We start from the raw sequence: 23889 nt of genomic DNA, 5'->3' as shown, positions 1-23889 counted from the left end.
TATCTGAATTTAATCGTCGTGATTTTCTTCTTGATGTTCTTCCATATACTCCGCGATGAGCTTTTGCTTCATTTCCCATACAGCCTCACTCAGATTGACACGGTAAATCTCCGGGTTGAGCTTTCGCAAATATTCCGGCCAGAACTGGTTCAACTGGCTGTTGTGGTAAGCACGAATTTCTTCCAAGGTTGGAAGCTCATAGACCAGCTCTCCATTGTCGTAAATAGGTGCAAGCAAAGGAACAGCATCAAAATCTCGCACGTTTTTGCGCATATAAGGATGTAGCGGATTAAAGAGTTTTAACTTTCCGTTTTCCGGCGGCATTTTTTCTTCAGGAAAGCTGATATAATCAGCAATTGCTTTACCGCTACCCTTGGAAACAATACGATACACATCTTTTTTCCCTGGTGTCGACACCTTTTCAGGATTTCCGGAGATCTTGATTGTCGGTACCATAACACCATCTACTTCACGTTCCACCAGTTTATATACTCCACCAAGCGCCGGCTGGTCCGCAGCAGTGATAAGCTGTGTGCCTACGCCCCAAGTATCAATCCGAGCTCCTTGTGCCTTTAGATCAAGGATCGTACCTTCATCCAGATCATTCGATGCAACAATTTGAACATAATGGAGTCCGGCATCATCTAGCATTTTACGTGCCTGAATGGACAAGTAAGCCAAGTCGCCGCTATCGAGGCGAATGGCATTCATCCGCTTGCCTTGCGCTTCCAGCTTTTTCGCTGTCATAATGGCATGGGGAACACCGCTCCCCAATGTATCATAGGTATCAACCAAGAGAGTCACCTGATCCGGCATCACCTTGGCAAAAATGTCAAAGGCCTCCTGTTCACTGCGGAACGTTTGAACCCATGAATGCGCATGAGTACCTTTCGTCGGAATTCCGAACTTTTCACCTGCGAGCATATTGGAAGTGGCATGGAATCCGGCTAAATAGGCCGCTCTTGCTCCCCAGACCGCAGCGTCTGCTTCCTGAGCCCGGCGTGTACCAAACTCCAGCAAAATATCATTACCTGCCACCTGACGGATTCGGGAAGCTTTCGTTGCGATCAACGTTTGAAAGTTCATGAAGTTAAGTATCGCTGTTTCGACAAGCTGGGTTTCAAATATGGTACCTTCCACAGTAATTAAGGGCTCATTCGGGAATACGAGTGCACCTTCTTTCATGGCATGAATACTGCCTCCAAACCGGAAGCGACGCAGTTCATCCAGAAAAGCCTTGTCATATTTCTCTTCCTGTTTGGAGAGGTAGAAGATGTCTTCTTCTGTGAAATGAAGTCCTTCAATATAATTTACGATTCGTTCAAGGCCTGCAAATACAGCGTAGCCGTTGCCAAAGGGCAGTTTCCGGAAATAGGCTTCAAATACCGCTTTGGTATGGTGGGAACCATTAATCCAATGTGCATACATCATATTTATTTGATATTTGTCGGTATGCAAAGCCAGTCCTGCTGTCATCATATGTTCCTCCTCCTGTCATCCGGCCAGACATGCCGGATTCCTCAAGCTGTCATTTATGTTCACTCCGAACGACTTCCGCACCCAGACTGCCTTTAAAATGACTGAGTGCCCATTGGTGACCTTCCGGATTAAAACTTGCAACCGCATCTTCATATATCTTGAGGGAATACCCGCGGTTATATGCGTCAACTGCCGTATGCAGCACACAAATATCCGTACAGACCCCAATTAAATGAACCTCCGTTATGCCACGCTCCCGCAGCTTAATGTCGAGATCCGTTCCACAAAAAGCACTGTAACGGGTCTTATCCATCCAGTAAATAACGTCCTTACGAGACTCGTACGCTTCCTCAAGCTCGCCATATAAATGACGTCCGCGAGTGTTTCTAATGTTATGAGGAGGAAACAGCTTCACCTCAGGGTGATAAGGATCTCCTTCTTCGTGCAGATCTACGGCCATCACGACAAAATCCCCACGGTCAGCATACCGCTTGGTCAACTCAGCTACGGTATGCTGAATCTCTACTGCTGGTTCGCCTACAGGAAGACTACCGTCAACAAAATCATTCGTAAAGTCAATAACAATCAACGCTTTCATTCCGTTCACTCCCTTTGATTTTAGTCATATCAAGACATCATCAGGTATAAATCGAAAGCAGAGGGGCATGATCTGTAAAACGGTACAGCTGGGCTGGACGCTGGGAATATTGATTGGAGTTTAGCGGTTTACCGTTCTCATCCCGCACCTCCTCCAAAATGCCTTGTCGGCTTCGTGTGGAGGTAATCTTACGGATGAAGTTAGGTTCCTTAAATTCCGGTACCACCGTCTGAATAACCTGGTACAGCTCGCTCAGTGTAAAATGTTCGGGTAGAAATTGTTTGGCAATTGTGGTCTGCAGCATCTGATGTTGAATTTTTCGGTAGGCGTCCAAAATAATATCTCTGTGGTCGAAGGCAAGTTCCAACTCTTCAAGCGCTTCTTCGATGGTAAACAGTCCTACCTCTTCCGCATCATCAGCAGCCTGCCTGTGTTCAAGCATCCATTCCTCAACAAGAGCATAAAACGCCTGGCTGATTATCCAGCCCCGCGGATCGCGACCTGGAGTGCTGTAAACGCCGAGATATTCGAGGTGTCCACCGTCCACTCCGGTCTCTTCCTTCAACTCCCGCTTCGCCGCATCATAAATAGACTCACTCTCGCGGCAAAATCCACCAGGTAAGGCCCACATACCAGCACATGGCCATGATCTGCGCCGGATCAGCATGACTTTAAGTTCTCTAATAGGAAGTGTCTTAGTCACCGTCTTACGTTCCCGTTTCGTCAGTGTAAACATAACGATATCTGCAGGAACTCCGTCCGGTGTTCTATATTTCTTCGTATTACTGTTCGGTTTCTGTTCGTTATCCGTCATATTCATCACCATTATTATTCATTTTGATAATATCATTATGACATATTGAAATTCGATGTCAAGGTGTTCCTGGATATTTTTTCTGCATTTCCTTTTTTGGAGCGTGTTTCAATAGAAAAGGCGCGGAAGATAATCCGCACCTCTCTTATCCGCAGCTGCTCGGCGGTGTGTCTTTGCCTGTCTCTACGTTTACTTTTTGTGAAACCGTATCGTGAATAACAGATACAACCAACTGCAACAAATAGTTAATATCGCTTTGACTCTGCTGGAATTCCACAACGAGCGGAATGCCATCGATCTCGTCTTGAAGCTCTTCGATTTCACGCTCGATTTTTGCAACCATGTCATTATTCTTGAAAGTCTCGAAAGCGACAATTTCCTTTTGTTTTTTCTTAATGGTCTTAATTAATTCTTGAACTCGCTCGTGATTACGGATTTTCTCTTCCGCCTGTTGAAACATCTTCACTTCTTCACTCGTGGAGATTAATCCGGCAAGTTCTTCTGCTTTAGCCATGATATCCTCACGAATAATTAATTCACGAGTATTGAATGTCGGCATCCCATGTTTATTTACACGACCCTGCTCCTGTGTCAAGTTCATCGCCCCAATTCATCATTATGAAAAATATATTGGTTAAACCGCATCCGTAGCCGCAAACGGTTCAGTAATCATATCACCTTTAATGTACCAGGTCATCGGGTCTGTAATTCGCACGTGAACAAAGCTGCCGATCAGATCAGCCGATCCTTCAAAATGAACCAACTTGTTGGAACGTGTCCGTCCCGACAGCATGGAATCATTGTTCTTACTAACTCCTTCAACAAGTACTTCTACCGTTGCGCCAAGCAGGCGGTCATTACTCTTGCGGCTATGCTCATTGATCGCAGCATTCAGGCGCTGAAGGCGTTCACTTTTCACTTCCATCGGAACGTTGTCCTCCATTACTGCTGCTGGAGTACCCTCACGTGGCGAGTAAATATACGTGTAAGCAAAATCATAGCCTACCTCACGCACCAGGGACAGTGTCTCCTCGAACTGCTCGTCAGTCTCTCCAGGGAAACCAACAATGAAATCGGTAGTCAATACAACGTCCGGAATGGCTTGCTTAATCTTGCGAGAAAGTTCCAGATACGTTTCACGCGAGTATTTGCGACTCATTTTCTTCAGTACTTGGCTGCTTCCTGACTGTACTGGAAGATGGATATGCTCGACCAGATTTCCGCCCTTCGCCAGAACCTCGATCAAGTGATCATCGAAATCCCTTGGATGGGAAGTGGTGAACCGCACACGCGGAATATCAATCTTATGGATATCATCCATCAAATTCGCAAAACTGTACGTAATATCAGTGAAGTCCTTACCATACGCGTTAACGTTCTGACCAAGAAGAGTGATCTCTTTGAAGCCTTGACGCGCAAGCTCACGGACTTCTGCGATCACGTCCTCCGGCCTACGGCTGCGTTCCTTACCCCGTGTGAACGGAACAATACAGTAGGTACAGAACTTGTCACACCCGTACATAATGTTGACCCAACCACGAAGTCCTTCCCGTTTCTTAGGCAAGTTCTCAACAATGTCGCCTTCCTTAGACCAGACTTCCACGACCATTTCCTTGCTGAAGAGCGCTTCTTGGATGAGATGAGGAAGACGATGGATATTATGTGTACCGAACACCAGGTCTACGAACCCGTGTTTCGATAAAATCCGTTTAACGACCCCTTCTTCCTGTGACATACATCCGCAAACACCAAGCAGCATATCTGGCTTCTCGGTCTTCAGATGCTTCAAATGACCCAACTCACCAAACACTTTATCCTCTGCATTCTCACGAATGGCACAGGTATTAAGTAAAATAATGTCGGCTTCCATGCGGTCTTCTGTAGCTTTATAACCCATCTGCTCCAGCATTCCCTTGATCGTCTCGGAATCATGCTCATTCATCTGGCATCCGAATGTGTACACAAGGTAGAATTTCCCTAAACCGATGGTTTTGAATTCCTCCGGTAAAGCCGTATCGTACAGCACCTGAACGTCCTGTTTACCGCGCTGTTTTTCTTGTCTATGGTTAGGCTCCGATAGAATATTGATTTCCCGTCCCCGGATTCGGATTCTCTTACCGTTTTCGTCCTCGGACAAAATTTTGGCATCCGAAAAATCAAAATACTTGGAGTAGTCCTTCTTATCTTTGGACATATGCTAGGTCACTCCTTAAAATCCGCTATAAATCGATGTCTATTTCATTATCTGCCATGTAGGCACTGCCCCTAATTATATCATGATCTTCCATCCTAAGCTACTATCCTGGGGTGACCTGTCAACATCATAACAAAGCAAAAAAGAGTCAGTCACCGGATAATCCTGTGACTGACTCTCTTATGAATGCATCTTAATCAATGATTTCTGCAGTATCCCCTGTTTTGGCACCAGAGGCATTCGCTTCGTCGGTATCAATGTGCATGTCCAGCGCAAAATTGTCGGAAACGCGCGCAACAACGTTTTCGAGCACTAGGCCGCGTTCTCCACCGAGACGCACTTTAAGCATTTGCTTATCTTGAATGCCCCATTTTTCAGCATCAGAAGTATGGAAGTGAATATGACGCGCAGCCACAATAACACCTTCGTCCACGGTAACTTCACCTGCAGGGCCTTTAATTGTAATACCTGGTGTACCTTCAATGTTTCCAGATTCGCGAACAGGCGCTTTTACACCAATTGCAAAAGAATCCGTACGGGAAATCTCCAGCTGTGATGCTGGACGAGCAGGTCCCAAAATTCTGACTTTATCGAATTGTCCTTTCGTACCAATCACAGCCACCGTTTCGTTAGCTGCAAATTGCCCCGGTTGGGACAATGGTTTAAACTCGGTCAATTGGTAACCGGGTCCGAACAATGCTTCAATATGCTCTTGAGTTAAATGAATATGGCGGGCCGAAACACCCACAGGTACAGTTTTGCTCATCTGTCTCACTCCTTGTTTTCTCTATAAGCTGTACATGCCAACATCTATTATACTCTCTATTACCTAAAAATAAAAAGGCAGTGCGGTTATTCCGCCTGCCTAGATCTGGTTTATTTGAATTCTGCTACAAGATTGTCAAATTGTTCCCGGGTTAACTGAAGCTCCTGATGGGCCAGAGGTGTATCTTGGAATCCGGAAATTTGATTCTCATAGCTTTTCCGGCTATTGTCCTGATAGATCAACCCTGTGACCAAACCATCCGTTTCCATCAGTTTAGTCATAGCGCTGATCCGGTTCGAAGAATCATATTCCGGAAAGCTGTCCAAATTAACGATATGATCTTTAAACCACTCATAGGTATTCACTTTGTTAAACGTGACGCATGGACTGAACACATTTATAATGGAGAACCCTTCATGCTTAATCCCTGCCTCTATCAAAGCGGTTAGCTGTTTGATGTCACTCGAAAAAGACTGAGCGACAAAAGTAGCGCCTGCTGAAAGCGCCAGTTCCAGCGGTGATAGTGTCGACTCGATCGAACCTTCAGGTGTACTCTTGGTAACAAAGCCTTCCGCACTTCGTGGTGAGGTTTGACCTTTGGTCAGGCCGTATATCTGATTGTCCATGACAATATACGTAATGTTGATGTTTCTGCGGATGGCATGAATCGTATGGCCCATACCGATCGCAAATCCGTCGCCGTCCCCACCTGAAGCAATTACTGTCAGATCACGATTTGCAAGCTTAACCCCTTGTGCGATTGGCAGTGCCCGTCCATGAATGCTATGCATTCCATATGCATGGATATATCCCGATATCCGGCCCGAGCAGCCGATACCTGAAATGACAGCAAGCTGATCCGGCTCCAGGCCGCAGCTGGCTGCTGCACGCTGTATAGCGGCTTGTATAGAGAAGTCGCCGCAGCCGGGGCACCAGTTCGGTTTGACATTGTTACGGAAATCTTTAAACGTAGCCATCGTTATACCAGCTCCTTACTGTCGACGTAGACATTTCTGCATTCGTTATAAATAATAGACGGCAGGAACGGGTTACCATCATATTTGAGTACACTGCTAATCTTCTCACGTCCGCCAACGTTCAGCTTGATGAGGTTAGCTAGTTGAGCAGTTGCGTTATTTTCAACAACGATGACCTGTCTTGCTTGGTCGATATACGGTTTAATAGCATCTGTAGGGAACGGATGAAGCAGACGGACAGTAACATGGTTCGTTGTAGTTCCATCGTTTTCAAGCAACTCCCGCGCCTGATCGATTGTTCCACCCGTAGAGCCCATTCCGATAATGAGAAGATCGGGCTTTTCATATGGAGCATCAACCAATATTGGGTTCGTTACTTTCACATGATTCAGCTTGCCAAGACGCTTATCCATCATTTTTTTGCGATTTTCCGCTGACTCTGATGGTCGTCCTGATTCATCGTGCTCAACACCGGTAACATGGTGAATCCCGTTCTTCTCTCCTGGAAGAACACGAGGTGATATCCCGCTGTCTGTAAACTCATATCTCTTGAACAGATTCTTCTCCTCTTGCTCCGGCACGTTGCTTACAAGATTTCCGCGATCAATCACAACCCGGCTGTAATCCAGCGGTTCACATGACTGCTTACCTAGTGACAGTTGCAAATCCGTTACAACGATAACCGGAACTTGATATTGCTCGGACAAGTTAAAGGCCTCCACCGTATCATAAAAACACTCTTCAATTGAGCTGGGTGCCAGTACGATTTTGGGAATTTCCCCGTGCGTACCATGAATCATCGCATTGATATCACTCTGCTCCTGCTTCGTTGGCAGACCGGTGCTCGGACCACCGCGTTGTGTATCTACAATAACAACCGGCGTTTCCGTCATACCGGCAAGACCGATGGCTTCCATCATGAGAGACAGACCTGGCCCTGCAGAAGCTGTCATGGTACGAACACCAGCGTAGTTGGCTCCGATAGCCATCGTTACGGCAGCGATTTCGTCTTCTGTCTGAACTACGGTACCGCCGAATTTAGGCAGCTTTTTAATTAAGTATTCCATAATTTCGGAGGCAGGAGTTATCGGGTAAGCGCTCATCAAGCGGCAGCCTGCAGCCACGGCACCAAGACCGATGGCATCGTTTCCGATCATAAACAGCTTCTGCTTTCCGTCAGCCGGATTCAGCTTGAACTCATCCAGCGGACCACCTGCAAGCTCAAGTACATAATCTGAGCCCCGTTTTACGGCCTCTAGATTTTTCTCTACGACAGCTGCACCCTTACGTCCGAATTCTTCTTCAACGGCACGGTTGAACACATCAAGAGGAAGGCCAAGCAGCGCCCATGATGCACCAGAAGCTACCATATTTTTCATAAGTGAGGTTCCAAGCTCCTCCGCTATGGCTGTTATAGGTACAGCAAATAGCCGGATGTCTGCATCTTCCGGAACTACGGGGTTAAACTTCGTGTCCGCTACGACAACACCACCCGGGCGAAGCTCGTGCGCATTCAGGTCAATACTTTCTTGATCAAATGCAACCAATATATCAAGATCATCCGCAATGGACCGGATCTGTTGAGTGCTGATACGTATTTTATTATTCGTATGTCCACCTTTAATACGGGACGAAAAATGCCGATAACCATAAAGGTAATATCCCAGCCGGTTTAAGGCTGTCGAAAAAATACGGTCAGTGCTTTCGACCCCTTCTCCCTGCTGTCCTCCGATTTTCCAAGATAATTGACTGATCAAGCTCTCCACTCCTTTTTATATAAAAGCATCTTACTTATAATACAGTGTAATTTGAATTCAGTGTAATTTCTTATAAAATAAGGGTTGAATTAATTACGATAAAGTTTATCGGTTTAATGGTGAAATGGCAAGAAATATTTTCTAGACATAGCTCTATTATAAGTTATGATTGCGATCCCTGCTGCATAGGCAGATATTGTTCAAGAAAATTTAACGCATTGTCCGACATCCAGCCTTGCACTAGCTGTTCGGGATAATGCTTTAATAATGTATTTACCCAATCCTGGTATTTACAAGGGCTCTCCAGCCCTTCAACCCATTGGTCTATTCCATCAAAATCAGACCCGAACATCATGTGATGCTCTCCTCCAAGTGAACAAATTCGTTCAACATGGGGCAGCAAATCCTCCGGTTTGACCGTAGGGGTGTCACGCCGGATAAACCAAGGGACAAATGTCAGTCCAATTCGGCCATCCATCGCAATAAGTGCGCGAATTTGTTCATCACTCAAGTTACGTGGATGCGGGCAGACCCCATAGGCGTTGGAGTGGGAAGCAATCAGCGGACGGGAAACAAGTTCAGCCAGCTCCCAAAACCCGGCTACAGATAAATGGGATACGTCTAAGATGATCCCGAGTTCATTACACAATTGAACCATCTCTCTCCCTTTATCTGTCAGACCGCCCCCACGTTTCTCCATTACGCCATCAGCGGCCCAGTTGGCATGATTCCAGGTCAATCCCATCAATCTTACCCCAAGCTCGTAACAGAGGCGGACATAGAACAGATTACCCTCCAGCCCGTCCACTCCCTCAAGAGAAAGAAGCCCCCAACGTTTACTTCCACTTCGTACTTCTCTTATCTGATCACGCCATTTCAACCATTCCAGCTTTCCCGTCCCATTCAGTTTGGCGCGAAAGATATCAATTTGTGCCATCACGCGTTCAAACGAAGGGCGCCCGTATTGTTCTGACAAAAACACAGCAAATACCTGCAGCGCCACATCGCCTTTTTCCATTGACTTCAGCGTCACATCCAAATCTGGACTATTGTCAAAAGAAGCCTTAGGATTTTCCCACAACTTGCTCAGTGCGTCACAGTGAAAATCTACAACCTTCATGTACACTATCCCCTCTCTTCTAACCCATAGCAAAAAGCCTGTTTACTTTGATAGGTAAACAGGCTCACCCTCAACATTCCATCATTATCTAGGTTCTACGATCAACTTAATCGCCGTCCGGTCTTCGCCATCAATCACAATATCCGTAAAAGCAGGGATGCAGATCAAGTCCACCCCGCTTGGTGCCACAAATCCCCGGGCAATCGCTACGGCTTTAACAGCCTGGTTCAGTGCTCCCGCCCCAATTGCCTGAAGCTCGGCTCCGCCGCGTTCTCGAAGAACTCCAGCCAGCGCACCTGCAACTGAGTTCGGATTGGATTTTGCTGAAACTTTTAATACTTCCATGGTAAGTACCTCCCCTGGGAATGTTGAGTGATGGTTTGCTTCCGTTTATTAGATGTTATTCGTGAGTGGGGAAAAGATTCCTTCTTTTTACCAAACGTTCCTTATTTACTCTTAAACCGTTGCACACTCTTTTAATCCATTCTCCATTCATCTTCATACATCCGAATTTTTTCGATTTTTTTCGCTTTGCCAGTCGTATCGTCAAGCTGCACATATACCGCATGGAAGTGCCATTTCCCTTCATCCACTTGAAAACGTGCGGGAAGCTGGGTCTTAAATTTATAAAGAACAGCATCACGCTGCATCCCCAGTACCCCTTCTTTGGACCCAACCATGCCCGTATCTGTCAGATATGCCGTTCCGTTCGGCAAAATTGTATCGTCGTTGCTCTGCACATGTGTATGTGTACCCACGACGATCGACGCTCGTCCATCCATATGCCAACCCATCGCGATCTTCTCTGATGTGGCTTCCGCGTGAAAATCAACCAGAATATGTTTATGCTTCATCCGAAGCTCATCCACAATTTCGTCTGCCGCCCGGAATGGACAATCTATCGCAGGGAGAAATGTCCGGCCCATCAGATTGACGATAGCGAGCTCCTTGCCATTCACTTTAATCACCGTATGACCACGCCCTGGTGTTCCTGGAGGAAAGTTAGCAGGCCTTACCATCCGGGATTCATGGTCTATGAATTCAAAAATGTCACGATTATCCCATGTGTGATTCCCCATTGTAATCCCATGAATACCCCAGTTGAAAAACTCATTGGCGATTGCGGATGTTATTCCCCGCCCCGATGCTGCGTTCTCGCCGTTTGCTATAATGATATGCGGATTATATTTGGACTTCAATTCTGGCAAGGAAGTTTTAAGAGCCTTCCGGCCAGTGCTGCCAACAATATCGCCTATGAATAAAACGTTGATGCCAATCAACTCCTTTAATCGAAAAAATTTCGGTATGAAAGATAAAAAGTGGCCGGGAAGCGGCCACTTTTTTATCTGGAACTTTATTTCGCGTAATCAACCGCTCGAGTTTCACGGATAACGGTGACCTTGATATGACCAGGGTAATCCAGTTCATTCTCAATCGTCTTCGTAATATCACGTGCCAAGCGGAAAGCTTCAGCATCATCGATCTTATCAGGTTGTACCATGACACGGACTTCACGTCCGGCTTGAATGGCATATGATTTCTCAACACCCTCAAACGATTCGGTGATAGCTTCCAATTTCTCGAGACGCTTAATGTAAGTCTCCAGTGTTTCTCTCCGTGCTCCCGGTCTTGCCGCAGACAATGCGTCAGCCGCACCAACAAGCATAGCAATAACGGAGGTCGCTTCGCAGTCGCCATGGTGGGAAGCAATGCTGTTGATAACCACCGGATGTTCTTTGTACTTCTTCGCCAGCTCCACGCCGATTTCAACGTGCGACCCTTCCACTTCGTGATCCAGCGCTTTACCGATGTCATGCAACAGCCCGGCACGTTTCGCCAATGTGATGTCTTCGCCAAGCTCTCCAGCCATAAGACCGGTCAAGTAAGCGACTTCCATGGAATGCTTCAGCACGTTTTGTCCATAGCTTGTACGGAATTTCAAGCGGCCCAGAATCTTGATCAGGTCCGGATGCAAACCATGCACACCAACCTCAAAGGTTGCCTGCTCTCCATACTCGCGGATCCGTTCGTCCACTTCCTTGCGGGACTTCTCTACCATCTCTTCGATACGAGCCGGATGAATCCGACCGTCTGCCACCAATTTCTCCAAAGCTGTGCGAGCAATTTCACGGCGAATCGGATCGAAGCCCGATAGTATAACCGCTTCCGGTGTATCATCGATAATGAGGTCAATCCCTGTAAGGGTTTCAAGTGCACGGATGTTACGACCTTCACGGCCAATAATCCGGCCCTTCATTTCTTCGTTCGGCAGTGTCACGACGGAAACCGTAGTTTCCGCTACATGATCAGCTGCACAGCGTTGGATGGCAAGCGTAATAATTTCACGCGACTTCTTGTCTGCCTCTTCCTTAGCCTGCTGCTCAAGTTCTTTGATCATCTGCGCGGTTTCGTGGCGAACTTCCTGCTCTACGTTGCTCAAAATGATGCTTCTGGCATCTTCCATGGTCAGATTGGAAATTCGCTCCAATTCTGTTACCTGGTTTTTGTAAATCAAATCAATCTGCTGCTGGGTTTCTTCAATTCGTTTCTCTTTGTTCGCCACTTGTTCTTCTTTACGTTCCAAAGATTCCAATTTTTTATCCAGCGATTCTTCCTTTTGCAACAATCTGCGTTCCTGTCGTTGAATTTCATTCCGACGTTCGCGAGTGTCTTTTTCAGCCTCGGCCCGAATTTTGTGGACTTCATCCTTAGCTTCGAGTACCGTTTCTTTCTTCAGCGCTTCCGCTTCCTTCTTTGCGTTCTCAACGATCTGAATGGCGGCATGTTCTGCGCTAGAAATTTTAGCTTCTGCAAGGGATTTGCGAATAAAATAACCGAACCCAAAGAATATAGCGGCTACAACGAGAACGATTATGATCCAGATCAGGGTTTCCATCTGTTCACCTCCTCGTTGGTTCCTCCAAGGCATTCCTTGGGAAATGTTCAATTGTCATGTCACTCTAGCTTCATTCATACATAAAATTCCGGCAGCTTATTCTGCCGTCAACATTGCGTATGGTGTAACATACGCATAGCCCGCCGATACCGGCAGATTACATTTCACTATGAATTGGCGAATCATGAATCGAATCTTTCATAAAAGTAACTTTTTTGGAAGGAAAAAGGCACCTATAAATGATAAAGATTCATTTTCATTTTAGTATTTAAGAAAAGAAATTGTCAAGGGAAAGCACTTGATTAATGACCATGATCATCCAAAAACAGCACTTTAGAGTCCTAATAAGCAATATTTGTCAATTAAACACTTCAGGCTCTTCAAGATTCTCTTCCGCTTCACGGTCCTCTGCAATCAGTTTGTTAATAACTTTGCGTACCTGTTCGCCCGTAAAACCCCGGCGCATCAAGAAAGCTCCCGTCTTACGCTTGCGCTCCAGGGCATCTCCTTTGATCTGGTACCATTTCTTCTGTCCCACAGTATAAGCGCTCTGCAATTCATCCTCTTCACTCACTTCATTCAAAGCATCGGCAATGAGTTCAGTCTGTATCCCTTTCTGACGGAGTTCCTGCCTGACCCACATCCGCCCTTTCTTCTGCCTTGTGATCCGCTGCTCTGCCCACTGTTTGGCATATAATTCATCATCAACTAAACGTTCCTGCTGCAGTCGAATAATCGTTTTCTCTATCCCGTCAGCTGTCATTCCCTTCTGGTTAAGACGCTGGGCAATCTCCTGAGCCGTTCGAGGCTTCCGTTCCAGAAATCGCAGTGCTTCAACATAAGCCTGCTGCCGCTCATCTGCAACAACGATCTCCTCCAGCTCTTCCTTCCGGAATATACTCCCCTTCATCATCCGGTATTTGATCATGACATCTTCATGTACCGACATGCTGTATCGACCAAAGGTAATTAGATAGCGGTGCTTGGGCTTCCGCAGCATTTCCACAGAGGTGATCATCAAATCCTCACCATTCGGAAAATGAGAGACACCGTTCAATTCTTCTTGTGGTACTGGCTGGTTATTGTATTCTTCTTCCATAATTCTCCTCCTGCTCTTCCGCAGTAAACAAGTAGAAACGCTTGCCGCCCGCACTATACAGACGGCAAACGTTTCTACTTAAAATACAAAATTCTTAAAACAGATAGATTCATATACTCAAGAAGACCGCTCGGTGATGTATTAGCACCGGCGGCCTTTCAGACACCGCAAATATACGGTGAACTATTCTGCTTTAAACAATTCTTGCTCTTCCTGCTCTTCCTTCGCTTTATCGCTTTCACTAGGAACAGGCACATTGGTAGTCAGGTTGCTTGACTCCCGGATTTTATTCTCAATAACGTCTGCGATTTCCGGATGTTCCTTCAGGAATTGCTTCGCATTTTCACGACCTTGGCCCAAACGCTCGCCTGTAAAGGAATACCATGCACCGCTCTTATCTACAATATCAAGTTCTGTACCGATATCAATCAGGCTTCCTTCTTTCGAAATGCCTTCACCATACATAATATCGATCTCAGCCTGCTTAAACGGAGGAGCAACTTTATTCTTTACGACTTTGACACGTGTACGGTTACCGACTATGTCATTGCCCATCTTGATACTCTCAATACGACGGACATCAAGACGAACTGTAGAATAGAACTTCAATGCACGGCCGCCCGGAGTCGTTTCCGGATTACCGAACATTACACCGACTTTCTCACGAAGCTGGTTGATGAAAACAGCAATCGTCTTCGACTTGCTGATCGCTCCAGACAATTTACGAAGAGCCTGCGACATCAGACGGGCTTGCAGACCCACGTGAGAGTCACCCATGTCACCCTCGATCTCCGCTTTCGGAACGAGTGCTGCTACGGAGTCAATAACAATAATGTCAACAGCACCACTGCGGACAAGTGCTTCAGCGATTTCAAGAGCTTGTTCTCCCGTATCCGGCTGGGACAACAGAAGCTCGTCAATGTTGACACCTAATTTGTTGGCGTATGACGGGTCCAAAGCATGCTCGGCATCGATAAATGCGGCTTGTCCACCCGCTTTTTGAACTTCAGCTATAGCATGAAGTGCCACCGTTGTCTTACCGGAAGATTCCGGTCCATAGACTTCAATGATCCGACCTTTAGGCAGACCGCCTGTTCCTAATGCTATATCCAATGCCAAAGATCCGCTTGGCACGATTTCCACTTGCATATGGGTTGATTCACCCAACTTCATAATCGAACCTTTACCGAACTGTTTCTCTATCTGACGAAGCGCCATATCCAGCGCAGCACGACGATCTGACAATTCTTCCACAACCCTTCAACTGTTGATAGTAATATAATACCTTGTTTTTACACGTTTGCCAAGCCTTTTTTCGAACATACATTCGTTTTTTTTACTGGACGCTCCACCCCCCGGCTTCAGCCGCGGCAGCTCCCAAAACAGCAAAAACCGCGGCCACATCATCTGATATGCCACGGTTCTTCCGTATACCAATTATACTTTCAGACAACTTATGATTCAAGTCTGTTGTTAATTTTTTACTGAGGCTGCACCGCTGTAAGTCTGCGCCATAAACGGTATAGCAACGCTTTGGTCGCGCGGATACGTATCATCTCTCTGTTTCCTTTAAAGTGAAGTTCATGAACTTCAGTCTTCTTGCCCCGTTCAGACAACCCGATATACACAAGCCCTACCGGCTTGCGCTCGGCATGCCCTGGACCTGCGACACCTGTCACCGATAAACCGAAGTCACTGTCTGTCACCATCCGGATCTGCTCGGCAAGAACCTCAGCAACTTCAGGTGAAACAGCGCCCGGAGCATCTTCGCCTTCAAGCAGTTGTTGCGGCACATTGATCAGCTTATGCTTGATCTGGTTCGTATAGCAGACGATTCCGCCAAGCAGCATCTTCGCGCTGCCCGGAATGGATGTGAGGGTCTCCATAACAAGACCACCAGTGCAGCTTTCCGCAGCGCTGAGTGTCCAGCCCCGATCAGCCATCATATCGACAATCACTTGTTCAATCGGAACATCTTCACTGGCATACATATGTTCAGGCACGATGCTTTTTATCTGTACTTCAAGCTCGTTCAACTTCTCCATAGCCTCTCCCTCGCTGGGAGCTTTTGTAGAGATTCGAACCGTCACTTCTCCTTCTTTTGCATATAGCGCTATAGTTGGATCGGTCTGGGTACTGATCAAATCCGATAGACGGTCATCCAGCGCAGATTCACCGATCCCCGCAAACTTAAGCATTTTGGAGTAGAGTGGTAGCTCATTCGTAAGTACATGCTGCATGAGCCAAGGCATGGCCTGCTGCTCAAACATGGGCATCAGCTCTCTCGGCGGTCCCGGAAGCACGATATAATGAGTTCCTTCATGCGTAACTGCATTACCAACGGCAAGTCCAGTTTCATTCGGTAGCGGAGTTCCCCCATCAATAGCCAGTGCCTGACGCTTGTTGTTCTCTGTCATTTCCTTACCACGGTCCATAAAAAATCGGTCAATGTTATCCATCGCCATCCGGTCAATATGTAATGAAGTACCAATGAATTCCGCCAAGGCATCCTTCGTAATATCATCCTGTGTCGGTCCAAGGCCTCCCGTCAGTACGATGATATCGGCACGACTGCAGGAAAGCTTCAACGTTTCTTTTATGCGCTCTATGTTGTCACCAACAACGGTCTGGTAGTACACATCAATCCCCATACCCGCCAATTGTCTGGATAAGTATTGTGCATTTGTATTAACAATTTGGCCGAGCAGCAATTCGGTCCCGACCGCAACAATTTCAGCTTTCATACCACGACAACCTCCTGATTATATCTCTCTATTGATTTTATTACCCTATCCTGATCTATGTGAAAATGGAAGAAAAAAGCAATAGGATTTCTCCTATTGCTATTATGCCCCAGTACCCCTGAGAAGGTGTTTGTTTTTCACAAAATATTCTGCACCGGAATAGATCGTGATCAATGCTGCCGCCCAAATTGCAATCTGATCAAACGGAATTCCAAAGAACACAAACGGAAAGTTGTTAATCATCAGTGCCACAATAGCCACGATCTGAATTACCGTCTTTAACTTACCCGAGTTCCCTGCGGCTACAACAGCTCCGTCAAGAAGGGCAATTTGACGCAATCCGGTCACAGCAAATTCACGGCTGATAATCACGACCACGATCCAGGACTCCACCTTTCCCATCTCAACCAATGAGATGAGCACAGCAGCAACAAGCAGTTTATCTGCCAGCGGATCCAAAAGTTTGCCAAGATTGGTTACCATATTGTTCTTACGCGCCAGGTAACCATCAATTCCATCCGTGCTGGCCGCCAGTATAAAGATCAGCCCAGCGATGAGCTGGTTGTATGGTAGCTTAAAACCGTTCCATACGATCGGATCCGGGTAAAAACCGAAGTCCACCAGCAAAAAAATCATCATTATGGGTATTAGGCAAATCCGGGCCAACGTTATGCGATTCGGTAAATTCATGAAGCAACCTCCCTATATTGGGGTTGAGAGTTTCTAATCTAATTTTATGTACAAAATGTTAAGCGGATAACATTGCTTGCATTCATCCACCAATAATCTTCTCCGAACTCCTGTAATATCGATTTTCAGTATAATATTAAGGCTGGTCCATGTCAAAAAAAAAGAAAAACCTCCTCCTCGCATACGAAGGGAGGCCTAGGCTTATTTCAGGTTAGTGAACTGCAGGTCCAGCGGAAGGTCCGCTTTGCGGAGCAGCTGCATAATCGCCTGAAGATCGTTCTTGCTTTTGCCTGTAACTCGAATCTGGTCTCCCTGTATCTGGCTCTTTACCTTCAGCTTCGAATCACGGATCAGGATGTTGATCTTTTTCGAATTCTCCTGATCGATGCCCTGCTTGAGCGAGAGACGCTGTCTGACGGTACCGAGTGAGGCAGGTTCAATTTTGCCGTAATCCACATTCTTCAGGGATAATCCCCGTTTCACCATTTTGGATTGTAAAATATCGATAACCGCATTCAACTTGTATTCGTCCTCAGATGCGATGACAAGCGCGTCTTTATCGAGCTTCAGGCTGCTTTTGCTGTCTTTAAAGTCGAAGCGGGTCTCGATCTCACGCTCCGCCTGGTTGATCGCGTTGCTCAATTCTTGCATGTCCATCTTGGACACGATATCAAATGAACTTTCAGAACTCATGGTTATTCCTTCCTTTCGAACTATATGTCCATTCTATTATAGGGTATAACTGAGGTGGAAGTCTAATCCACCGTACTGCAATTGATGCAAAAAGACCTCGTCTTCACCTTAAGGAGAAAACGAAGCCTGTGCCCACTAATTGCTCCCGCCTCTGTTTTTTGCAGGTTGACGGAACATATCAAGAACACCCAGGATAATATGGGCAAGCCCGAAACCGAGAATACCGTACCCCCAATTATGTGGAATTAGATAATATCCTAAAAGGCTTACAATCATGCCCAGTCCAATTACAATCCAACTGGCTGTCACCCTGTCCCCACCTCCTCAGGAATGTGAAAATAGCGGTATGCAAATTCCGCATACCGCTATTAATTTCTCCCGAGAAAGGAAAGACTATTCTCCTTCTGTTTCGGTGCTATCACTGCCGGTCGCGCTCGAATCGATCGGTTCAAACCTCAGACGTGAAGATGATTTTCCGTCTGTTACCGTCTGCCCCCCGACCGTAATAGCCGTTGCCGGGGAATATCCTGACTTAACGTACATGCCCTGGCTATCGATATCAAAGCTTACCTCGTTTCCTGCTTCCATCATACCAAACGATAATTTTTCACCTTTCGAGTTGGATCCACGGTAAACCTCAACCCAGCTTTTTCCTGTGGCCTTAATTTCAACTTTTACGGGCGTTCCAGTTGGTGCAGCTACTTTAAAGACGGTGATATTGCCTTCTTTGCGATCTTCTGTAATAGTCACTTGGCCCGGTTGCTCTTCATCCGGTTTTTCTTCAGGCTCCGTTTCTTCCTCGCCTGTTTCAGTTCCCGGATCAGTTACATTTCCTTCATCAGTACCACCCTCGCCCTGAGCGCCTTCAGGACTCGGCGTAGGAGTCTGTTCTCCCCCACCTTGGTCAGCCGGATCAGTCTGTGTTGTCGGCGGAATTGTGTCGTCCGGTGCGGAATTATTAGACTTAACCGCATATAGATAAATAACAGCGATAATCAATATGGGAAATGTCCACATCAATACTGTTGGAAGCCAGCTCATGTTCCGATCGGAAGACGCCCGTGCGGCGCGCTTCTGAATAACTGGCTCCATTGTTGCTTCCGGCTGCGGATTGGGCACATCTTGTTTGTGGCCCTCGAGCAGTTCATCCGGATTTAAACCTACCGCTTCCGCATAGGTTTTGATGAATGCCCGAACATAAAAGCTGCCTGGGAGAACTTTATAGTCCCCTGCCTCGATGGCTTCTAAGTATCGCTTACGTATTTTTGTCATTTCTTGCACATCATCAAGGCTCATCCCTTTTTGAAGACGTGCCTCCCTCAATTGTTGTCCCAAATCGGACATGCCATCACCTCCTCTTGGAATTTCTGCGGTCATTTACAGATCATCACTGTATGAACCGGTGAATGTATCATAAACGATTTCTTCACCCGGATTGTTTCGCAATTCAATCAAAATATCAAAATCATCATAAGAATATTCCGATTCCCGTACAAAAATATCGGGATGCTCAATCACTTTGGTGCTCTCCATCGACATAATGTCCTGAAGAAGCTGGTAGTGCTTCTCGTTGGAACGAATGGTGCTTACGATTCCGTCAATAATAAACACATTGGAGGAATTCATTTCATCCTCGGACAGTTGACTGCGAATCGTTTGTCTCAGCAGCGTCGAGGAAACAAACGTCCACCGTTTCATCGCACATACGCTGCCGGCGATAATCGATTCTGTTTTGCCAACGCGCGGCATTCCCCGAAGACCAATAACCTGATTTCCTTCCCTTTTGAACAATTCACCTAAAAAATCAACAAGTAAACCAAGCTCGTCACGGGTAAAGCGAAAAGTTTTATGATCGTCAGAGTCGCGATTGATGTAACGGCCATGACGGACAGCCAAAATATCAACCAGTTTAGGCGGTCTTAAAGCCGTCACCGTTATATTTTCGACTTTATTTAACATTTTACCCATTAATACAATTTTCTCTTCATCATCTGTTTCGAGCAGCATACCTCTCGTCTGACCTTCAACACCGTTGATCGTCAGAATGTTCACTTCCATCATACCGAGCATAGAAGCAATATCACCGAGCAAACCTGGACGGTTCTTATGTATCTTATACTCCATATACCATTGTTTAGATTCCACAAAGACACCTCATCGAACTTCTATTCCATCAACCTTCGACATTACTTACCAATTATGGACATGCCGAAAAAAGTTTAAAAAAATGGGTCACGTTAATGATATATAAAATGAAAATGAAAGGCAAGGACAACTCTGTAACTTTCGAATAAAAAGCCCCCTGTTTTAGGGGGCTGCTCCAACTATGCGTTGCTTTTAGCCAGTTTGACCATGAGATGGGCAATCGTACGGCGCTCTTCCTCATTACCTACATCCCAGAGCTCTTTAAGAGCACGGTTGGAAGAGTTTTGAGGATCGACTTTCTCATCAAGGAAATCGCCGATTTCATAAGCAAGCTGGGAAATGGTATCTTCATTCATTCCCGCTTTCTCGGCTTGAACGATACGCTCACCAAGGAACTTTTTCCATGAATCGAAATTCTTGAGTACGGATGACATGATTAAATCCTCCTCTGCTTGTTGGCAATTGAGATTTAAAATGAACAATAATAATATGTCCCCGTACTCCCCTCGCTATGAGTGGAGAAATGCACCATCATGATTTATACAACCGCCTCAGGTCACCCACCCGCCGTTTGGACTGATGACCTGACCCGTGATGTAACCGGACTCCGGCAAAGCCAAGAAGTAAACAAGCGAAGATATTTCATCCGGCTGCGCAAGGCGTCCCACCGGAATTTCTTCCTCCAGCATACGAATTTCATCAGCCTCCAAATGTCCGAGCATGGTCGTATCCACCGCACCCGGAGCAACCGCATTGACCGTCACACCGGAAGGAGCCAGTTCCTTTGCCAGCGCTTTTGTGAACGCATTAAGCCCTCCCTTGCTCGTGGAATATAACACCTCACATGAAGCTCCGGAAAGTCCCCATACTGAAGATACATTGATGATCCGCCCGAATCGTTGCGAAACCATCCTTCCCATAAAAGCTTGTGTGCATAAGAATGCACCTTTCAGGTTGACTGACATGACTGTATCCCATTCTTCTTCTGTCACATCCGCCAGAAGGCCATAATGTGAAATTCCCGCGTTGTTGACCAAAATATCAGGCTCCATGCCATGACTCTGCAGCTTTTCATGCATCCGCAAAATCTGTTCCTTATCCTTCAGATCTGCAGAAACTGTCAATACCTTCGATCCATGGCTCATACAGCGGCGTGCAACCTCATTAGCGGCCTCATGAGAATTCATGTAGTGAATAATGATATTCATGCCGACAGCGGCAAAACGCTCAGCTATCGCCGCTCCAATGCCTCTGCTGGCTCCTGTGATCAATACTGTCATTTCCCCAATCGGTTTCTGAACCTCTCCCTTAAGATTGTTCATTCCGGACTTACAACAAGGGAAACAGAAAGCTGATTCCAGTCCACATGTTCCTGCAGTCTGCGGTTAACATCCTCCAGTGTAATGGACTCATATACCGGCAGAACCGAGAACAGGTTGCTTCCTCTGAACTGGTATCTGGTAAATTCATGCGCGATGTTCTCTGGGGAATTAAGCATGCGCAGGTAACCACCCATTTTCTTTTTCCGGGCCCGCTCGAAGTCGGACTGGTTAAATCCGTTTTGCTTCAAGCGCTCCACTTCCTCACGAATACGCTCAAGAAGCTGCTCAGGGTCTCTCGTGTCACCACCTGCAGCAGAGAACGCGTACTGAGGCGAGCTATTGAATTCATGCGAAAAATTGTCCGAAATCAAATCCTCGTCATAGAGTTTCTGATAAAGCTCTGTGCTTGAACCAAACAGCAGATCCAGCATCAGCTTTGTGGTCAGATCAAGGCGAAGCTGATCTTCACCCGCAAGGCCAGTACTCTTCTCCTTAAAGCCGAACAGACATTTTGGCAAGGAAACTGCAAGCCGGCTTACCTTACGTTTCTCAGCAACTTCCAGCGGCTCCTGATCGAACAGACGCTCAATTTCCCCTTGCTTCTCGTAGTTTTTTCCAGCCTGATTGGCCTTCACCATTGAGATGGTCTCTTCCGGATTCACACCACCGACAATAAACAGCAGCATATTGCTTGGATGATAAAAGGCATTGTAACACGTGTATAAGTCTTCTTTCATAATCGTTCCAATCGACTTGACGGTTCCCGCAATGTCAATATGCACTGGGTGCACTTTATACATCGCTTCGATCAACCCGAAATAGACGCGCCAATCTGGATTGTCCTGATACATATTGATTTCCTGTCCAATGATCCCTTTTTCCTTCTCCACGTTCTGGTCCGTAAAATAAGGGTTCTGAACAAAGTCAATCAATGTCTCTAGGTTCACCATAATATTCTCTGTCGCAGAGAACAGATATACCGTCTGATCAAAACTTGTAAACGCGTTCGCAGACGCTCCATTCGACGCAAATTTGGCGAAAATGTCTCCTTCAGGCTCTTCAAACATTTTATGCTCAAGAAAGTGGGCAATGCCGTCAGGAACTCTGATTTCCGGCTCACCCTCTACGCGAAAATGATTGTCTACAGAACCGTATTTCGTGGCAAACGTTGCGTATGTTTTTTGGAATCCGGGCTTTGGTAGCACATACACGTGCAGTCCGTTATCCAGCACTTCATAATACAACGTTTCCTGCAGGTTCTCATAATGAATGCTTTGCACCGGCTATTCCTCCTTTTGACCTTTCAGGAAATAAATCGTATCCAGCGAAAATGCGGATGCGGCGCGTGTAACGTCTGCTGCTGAAATATTTCCCACCTGCTCTAGAAGTTCCTCCGCAGTACGCTCCTTACCGGACAGCTGACGGTTAAAATCATAAGCGATTAACTCAAAGGCCGAATCCTGCATTTCTTTAATCACATTCCGAATCATAGCCTTGGTCTGTGTCATTTCATTGTCCGATATGACACCTGAGGCCATGTCGTCTAACTGTTTCCGGATAATATCAACCGCTTTTTCGTAATTCTGGATCTCGATACCCGATTGAATCGTCGCGATACCTTTGTGGCCGTCATAACGGGATGATGCGTAATACGCCAGACTTTCCTTCTCCCGGACATTCACAAACAGCTTGGAATGAGGGTATCCACCCAAAATTCCGTTGTACATCAAGGCTGCTGCGTAATCTTTGTCGCTATACGTAATTTTGCTGCGCAGACCAAGATTCAGCTTACCTTGATTAATATCGAGCTTCTCGACAACCGTCTGTGGTTCGGAAGAGTCCGAACGAACAACGGAAGCCGTATATTCTGCTGTACTAGAGCGATCCATGGTAAAATGCTCTTCAACAAGCTTTTTCACTTCGTCGATGGACGTATCACCGACAACGTAAAGATCAAATACGGCTTCGTTCAGCCATTTGCGGTAAGCTTCATACAGACTTTCCGCCGTAATACCGTCTAAATCTTTACGCTGACCCAGAGGATGGAGCCGGTAAGGCTCATTTCTGCACATAACCTCAATACAACGCTCGGCCGCATAGCGGATTTTGTCATTCACAATGCTTTCCAGTTTTTTGCGTACGGTGTCCCGCTCCGTCTGAACATAGGAAGTACGAAATACTCCATTCTCAAGAGTTGGTGCAGTGAGAGCTTCGCCCAAAAAAGCAAAAGACGATTTCAAAAGGCTCTCCGGACTCTGAACAAATGAATCGTTGATTGTGTCCATTCGAAAATGAACAATTTGGTTATCTCCGCGTTTATAAACATCAAATCCGAAACCTGCTCCATACAGTTGTTCAAGCCGCTCCCGGAAGGCCCGGGTCTCCGGATAGGAAACCGTACCTCTCCGCAGCACAAACGGTGTCAGCGCCGTTGTCGTCACTGTGTTCTCATCCAGTGGACTTCCCGCATACAGCGAAATTGCGAATGTTTTGAAGCGGCGGGTCGGCAGCACATGAATCCGGATACCGCCAGCCGTACCGTGTTCAAATCCCGTTCTCGTCGTCAAGGTCCAAAACTCCCTTACCACATGTATT

General features: G+C 46.4%; 24 protein-coding genes. All 24 read right to left on the bottom strand.

Features of this window, described 5'->3' with window-relative positions; genetic code table 11:
- Window positions 1–9 precede the first annotated feature (9 nt).
- Window positions 10–1479: a nicotinate phosphoribosyltransferase gene (locus tag B9N86_RS10225; RefSeq protein WP_208918964.1), complete on the bottom strand. Its 1470-nt coding sequence runs from the start codon at window positions 1477–1479 to the stop codon at window positions 10–12.
- Between the two features lie 49 nt (window positions 1480–1528).
- A complete protein-coding gene (locus B9N86_RS10220) occupies window positions 1529–2077 on the bottom strand; it encodes a cysteine hydrolase family protein (protein ID WP_208918962.1) in 549 nt (182 codons plus the stop codon).
- 40 nt (window positions 2078–2117) lie between these two features.
- Window positions 2118–2903, bottom strand: a complete 786-nt coding sequence (locus B9N86_RS10215) for an NUDIX hydrolase (RefSeq protein WP_208918960.1) — start codon at window positions 2901–2903, stop codon at window positions 2118–2120.
- 133 nt (window positions 2904–3036) lie between these two features.
- Window positions 3037–3492 carry a YlbF/YmcA family competence regulator gene (locus B9N86_RS10210; protein WP_208918958.1) on the bottom strand — a complete coding sequence of 152 codons (456 nt, stop codon included), beginning with the start codon at window positions 3490–3492 and terminating at the stop codon, window positions 3037–3039.
- Window positions 3493–3525: 33 nt separating this feature from the next.
- Window positions 3526–5085: a tRNA (N6-isopentenyl adenosine(37)-C2)-methylthiotransferase MiaB gene (gene miaB, locus B9N86_RS10205; protein ID WP_208918956.1), complete on the bottom strand. Its 1560-nt coding sequence runs from the start codon at window positions 5083–5085 to the stop codon at window positions 3526–3528.
- Window positions 5086–5278: 193 nt separating this feature from the next.
- Entirely contained in the window at window positions 5279–5851 is a 573-nt protein-coding gene (pduL, locus tag B9N86_RS10200) for a phosphate propanoyltransferase (protein ID WP_208918954.1), read from the bottom strand.
- Between the two features lie 110 nt (window positions 5852–5961).
- Window positions 5962–6828, bottom strand: coding sequence for a 2-oxoacid:ferredoxin oxidoreductase subunit beta (locus B9N86_RS10195; RefSeq protein ID WP_208918952.1), 867 nt, complete (start codon window positions 6826–6828; stop codon window positions 5962–5964).
- A 2-nt stretch (window positions 6829–6830) separates the two neighbouring features.
- Complete coding sequence (locus B9N86_RS10190) at window positions 6831–8585, bottom strand: 2-oxoacid:acceptor oxidoreductase subunit alpha (protein ID WP_208918950.1); 1755 nt, start codon at window positions 8583–8585, stop codon at window positions 6831–6833.
- 163 nt (window positions 8586–8748) lie between these two features.
- The gene (locus B9N86_RS10185) at window positions 8749–9705 is read right to left on the bottom strand and encodes a dipeptidase (protein WP_208918948.1); all 957 of its coding nucleotides are present in this window, start codon (window positions 9703–9705) and stop codon (window positions 8749–8751) included.
- An 84-nt stretch (window positions 9706–9789) separates the two neighbouring features.
- Entirely contained in the window at window positions 9790–10050 is a 261-nt protein-coding gene (locus B9N86_RS10180) for a stage V sporulation protein S (RefSeq protein WP_054956146.1), read from the bottom strand.
- Window positions 10051–10181: 131 nt separating this feature from the next.
- Entirely contained in the window at window positions 10182–10976 is a 795-nt protein-coding gene (locus B9N86_RS10175; protein ID WP_208920195.1) for a TIGR00282 family metallophosphoesterase, read from the bottom strand.
- A gap of 83 nt (window positions 10977–11059) precedes the next feature.
- The gene (rny, locus tag B9N86_RS10170) at window positions 11060–12601 is read right to left on the bottom strand and encodes a ribonuclease Y (protein ID WP_208918946.1); all 1542 of its coding nucleotides are present in this window, start codon (window positions 12599–12601) and stop codon (window positions 11060–11062) included.
- Window positions 12602–12959: 358 nt separating this feature from the next.
- Window positions 12960–13700, bottom strand: a complete 741-nt coding sequence (locus B9N86_RS10165) for a regulatory protein RecX (RefSeq protein WP_208918944.1) — start codon at window positions 13698–13700, stop codon at window positions 12960–12962.
- 183 nt (window positions 13701–13883) lie between these two features.
- Window positions 13884–14945, bottom strand: coding sequence for a recombinase RecA (gene recA, locus B9N86_RS10160; protein WP_208920194.1), 1062 nt, complete (start codon window positions 14943–14945; stop codon window positions 13884–13886).
- Between the two features lie 236 nt (window positions 14946–15181).
- On the bottom strand, window positions 15182–16444 hold the full coding sequence (locus B9N86_RS10155; RefSeq protein ID WP_208918942.1) for a competence/damage-inducible protein A: 1263 nt from the start codon (window positions 16442–16444) through the stop codon (window positions 15182–15184).
- Between the two features lie 102 nt (window positions 16445–16546).
- Window positions 16547–17134: a CDP-diacylglycerol--glycerol-3-phosphate 3-phosphatidyltransferase gene (gene pgsA / locus B9N86_RS10150; protein ID WP_208918940.1), complete on the bottom strand. Its 588-nt coding sequence runs from the start codon at window positions 17132–17134 to the stop codon at window positions 16547–16549.
- A gap of 201 nt (window positions 17135–17335) precedes the next feature.
- Window positions 17336–17827, bottom strand: a complete 492-nt coding sequence (locus B9N86_RS10145; RefSeq protein WP_208918938.1) for a YajQ family cyclic di-GMP-binding protein — start codon at window positions 17825–17827, stop codon at window positions 17336–17338.
- A 135-nt stretch (window positions 17828–17962) separates the two neighbouring features.
- Window positions 17963–18136 carry a hypothetical protein gene (locus B9N86_RS10140; protein ID WP_208918936.1) on the bottom strand — a complete coding sequence of 58 codons (174 nt, stop codon included), beginning with the start codon at window positions 18134–18136 and terminating at the stop codon, window positions 17963–17965.
- An 84-nt stretch (window positions 18137–18220) separates the two neighbouring features.
- Entirely contained in the window at window positions 18221–19171 is a 951-nt protein-coding gene (locus B9N86_RS10135; protein ID WP_208918934.1) for a helix-turn-helix domain-containing protein, read from the bottom strand.
- Window positions 19172–19204: 33 nt separating this feature from the next.
- On the bottom strand, window positions 19205–19972 hold the full coding sequence (locus B9N86_RS10130) for a DUF3388 domain-containing protein (protein ID WP_208918932.1): 768 nt from the start codon (window positions 19970–19972) through the stop codon (window positions 19205–19207).
- A 179-nt stretch (window positions 19973–20151) separates the two neighbouring features.
- Entirely contained in the window at window positions 20152–20406 is a 255-nt protein-coding gene (locus tag B9N86_RS10125) for a DUF3243 domain-containing protein (protein WP_208918930.1), read from the bottom strand.
- Between the two features lie 117 nt (window positions 20407–20523).
- Window positions 20524–21294 (bottom strand): elongation factor P 5-aminopentanone reductase, encoded by a 771-nt coding sequence (gene ymfI, locus B9N86_RS10120; RefSeq protein WP_208918928.1) that lies wholly within the window; start codon window positions 21292–21294, stop codon window positions 20524–20526.
- Window positions 21291–22574, bottom strand: coding sequence for an EF-P 5-aminopentanol modification-associated protein YfmH (gene yfmH / locus B9N86_RS10115; protein ID WP_208918926.1), 1284 nt, complete (start codon window positions 22572–22574; stop codon window positions 21291–21293). Before yfmH ends, ymfI begins: the two co-directional genes overlap by 4 nt.
- A 3-nt stretch (window positions 22575–22577) precedes the next feature.
- Window positions 22578–23861: an EF-P 5-aminopentanol modification-associated protein YfmF gene (gene yfmF, locus B9N86_RS10110; RefSeq protein ID WP_208918924.1), complete on the bottom strand. Its 1284-nt coding sequence runs from the start codon at window positions 23859–23861 to the stop codon at window positions 22578–22580.
- Window positions 23862–23889: the final 28 nt, after the last annotated feature.

This window comes from Paenibacillus uliginis N3/975 (assembly GCF_900177425.1).
Taxonomy (GTDB): Bacteria; Bacillota; Bacilli; order Paenibacillales; family Paenibacillaceae; genus Paenibacillus_AQ; species Paenibacillus_AQ uliginis.
This window is presented reverse-complemented; position numbering and strand designations above follow the sequence as displayed.

Coding starts and splice junctions, on each gene's coding strand:
- B9N86_RS10225 (WP_208918964.1), bottom strand. CDS start 1,479: ATGATGACAGCAGGACTGGCTTTGCATACCGACAAATATCAAATAAAT.
- B9N86_RS10220 (WP_208918962.1), bottom strand. CDS start 2,077: ATGAAAGCGTTGATTGTTATTGACTTTACGAATGATTTTGTTGACGGT.
- B9N86_RS10215 (WP_208918960.1), bottom strand. CDS start 2,903: ATGGTGATGAATATGACGGATAACGAACAGAAACCGAACAGTAATACG.
- B9N86_RS10210 (WP_208918958.1), bottom strand. CDS start 3,492: ATGAACTTGACACAGGAGCAGGGTCGTGTAAATAAACATGGGATGCCG.
- miaB (WP_208918956.1), bottom strand. CDS start 5,085: ATGTCCAAAGATAAGAAGGACTACTCCAAGTATTTTGATTTTTCGGAT.
- pduL (WP_208918954.1), bottom strand. CDS start 5,851: ATGAGCAAAACTGTACCTGTGGGTGTTTCGGCCCGCCATATTCATTTA.
- B9N86_RS10195 (WP_208918952.1), bottom strand. CDS start 6,828: ATGGCTACGTTTAAAGATTTCCGTAACAATGTCAAACCGAACTGGTGC.
- B9N86_RS10185 (WP_208918948.1), bottom strand. CDS start 9,705: ATGAAGGTTGTAGATTTTCACTGTGACGCACTGAGCAAGTTGTGGGAA.
- B9N86_RS10180 (WP_054956146.1), bottom strand. CDS start 10,050: ATGGAAGTATTAAAAGTTTCAGCAAAATCCAATCCGAACTCAGTTGCA.
- rny (WP_208918946.1), bottom strand. CDS start 12,601: ATGGAAACCCTGATCTGGATCATAATCGTTCTCGTTGTAGCCGCTATA.
- B9N86_RS10165 (WP_208918944.1), bottom strand. CDS start 13,700: ATGGAAGAAGAATACAATAACCAGCCAGTACCACAAGAAGAATTGAAC.
- B9N86_RS10155 (WP_208918942.1), bottom strand. CDS start 16,444: ATGAAAGCTGAAATTGTTGCGGTCGGGACCGAATTGCTGCTCGGCCAA.
- pgsA (WP_208918940.1), bottom strand. CDS start 17,134: ATGAATTTACCGAATCGCATAACGTTGGCCCGGATTTGCCTAATACCC.
- B9N86_RS10145 (WP_208918938.1), bottom strand. CDS start 17,827: ATGAGTTCTGAAAGTTCATTTGATATCGTGTCCAAGATGGACATGCAA.
- B9N86_RS10135 (WP_208918934.1), bottom strand. CDS start 19,171: ATGTCCGATTTGGGACAACAATTGAGGGAGGCACGTCTTCAAAAAGGG.
- B9N86_RS10125 (WP_208918930.1), bottom strand. CDS start 20,406: ATGTCATCCGTACTCAAGAATTTCGATTCATGGAAAAAGTTCCTTGGT.
- ymfI (WP_208918928.1), bottom strand. CDS start 21,294: ATGAACAATCTTAAGGGAGAGGTTCAGAAACCGATTGGGGAAATGACA.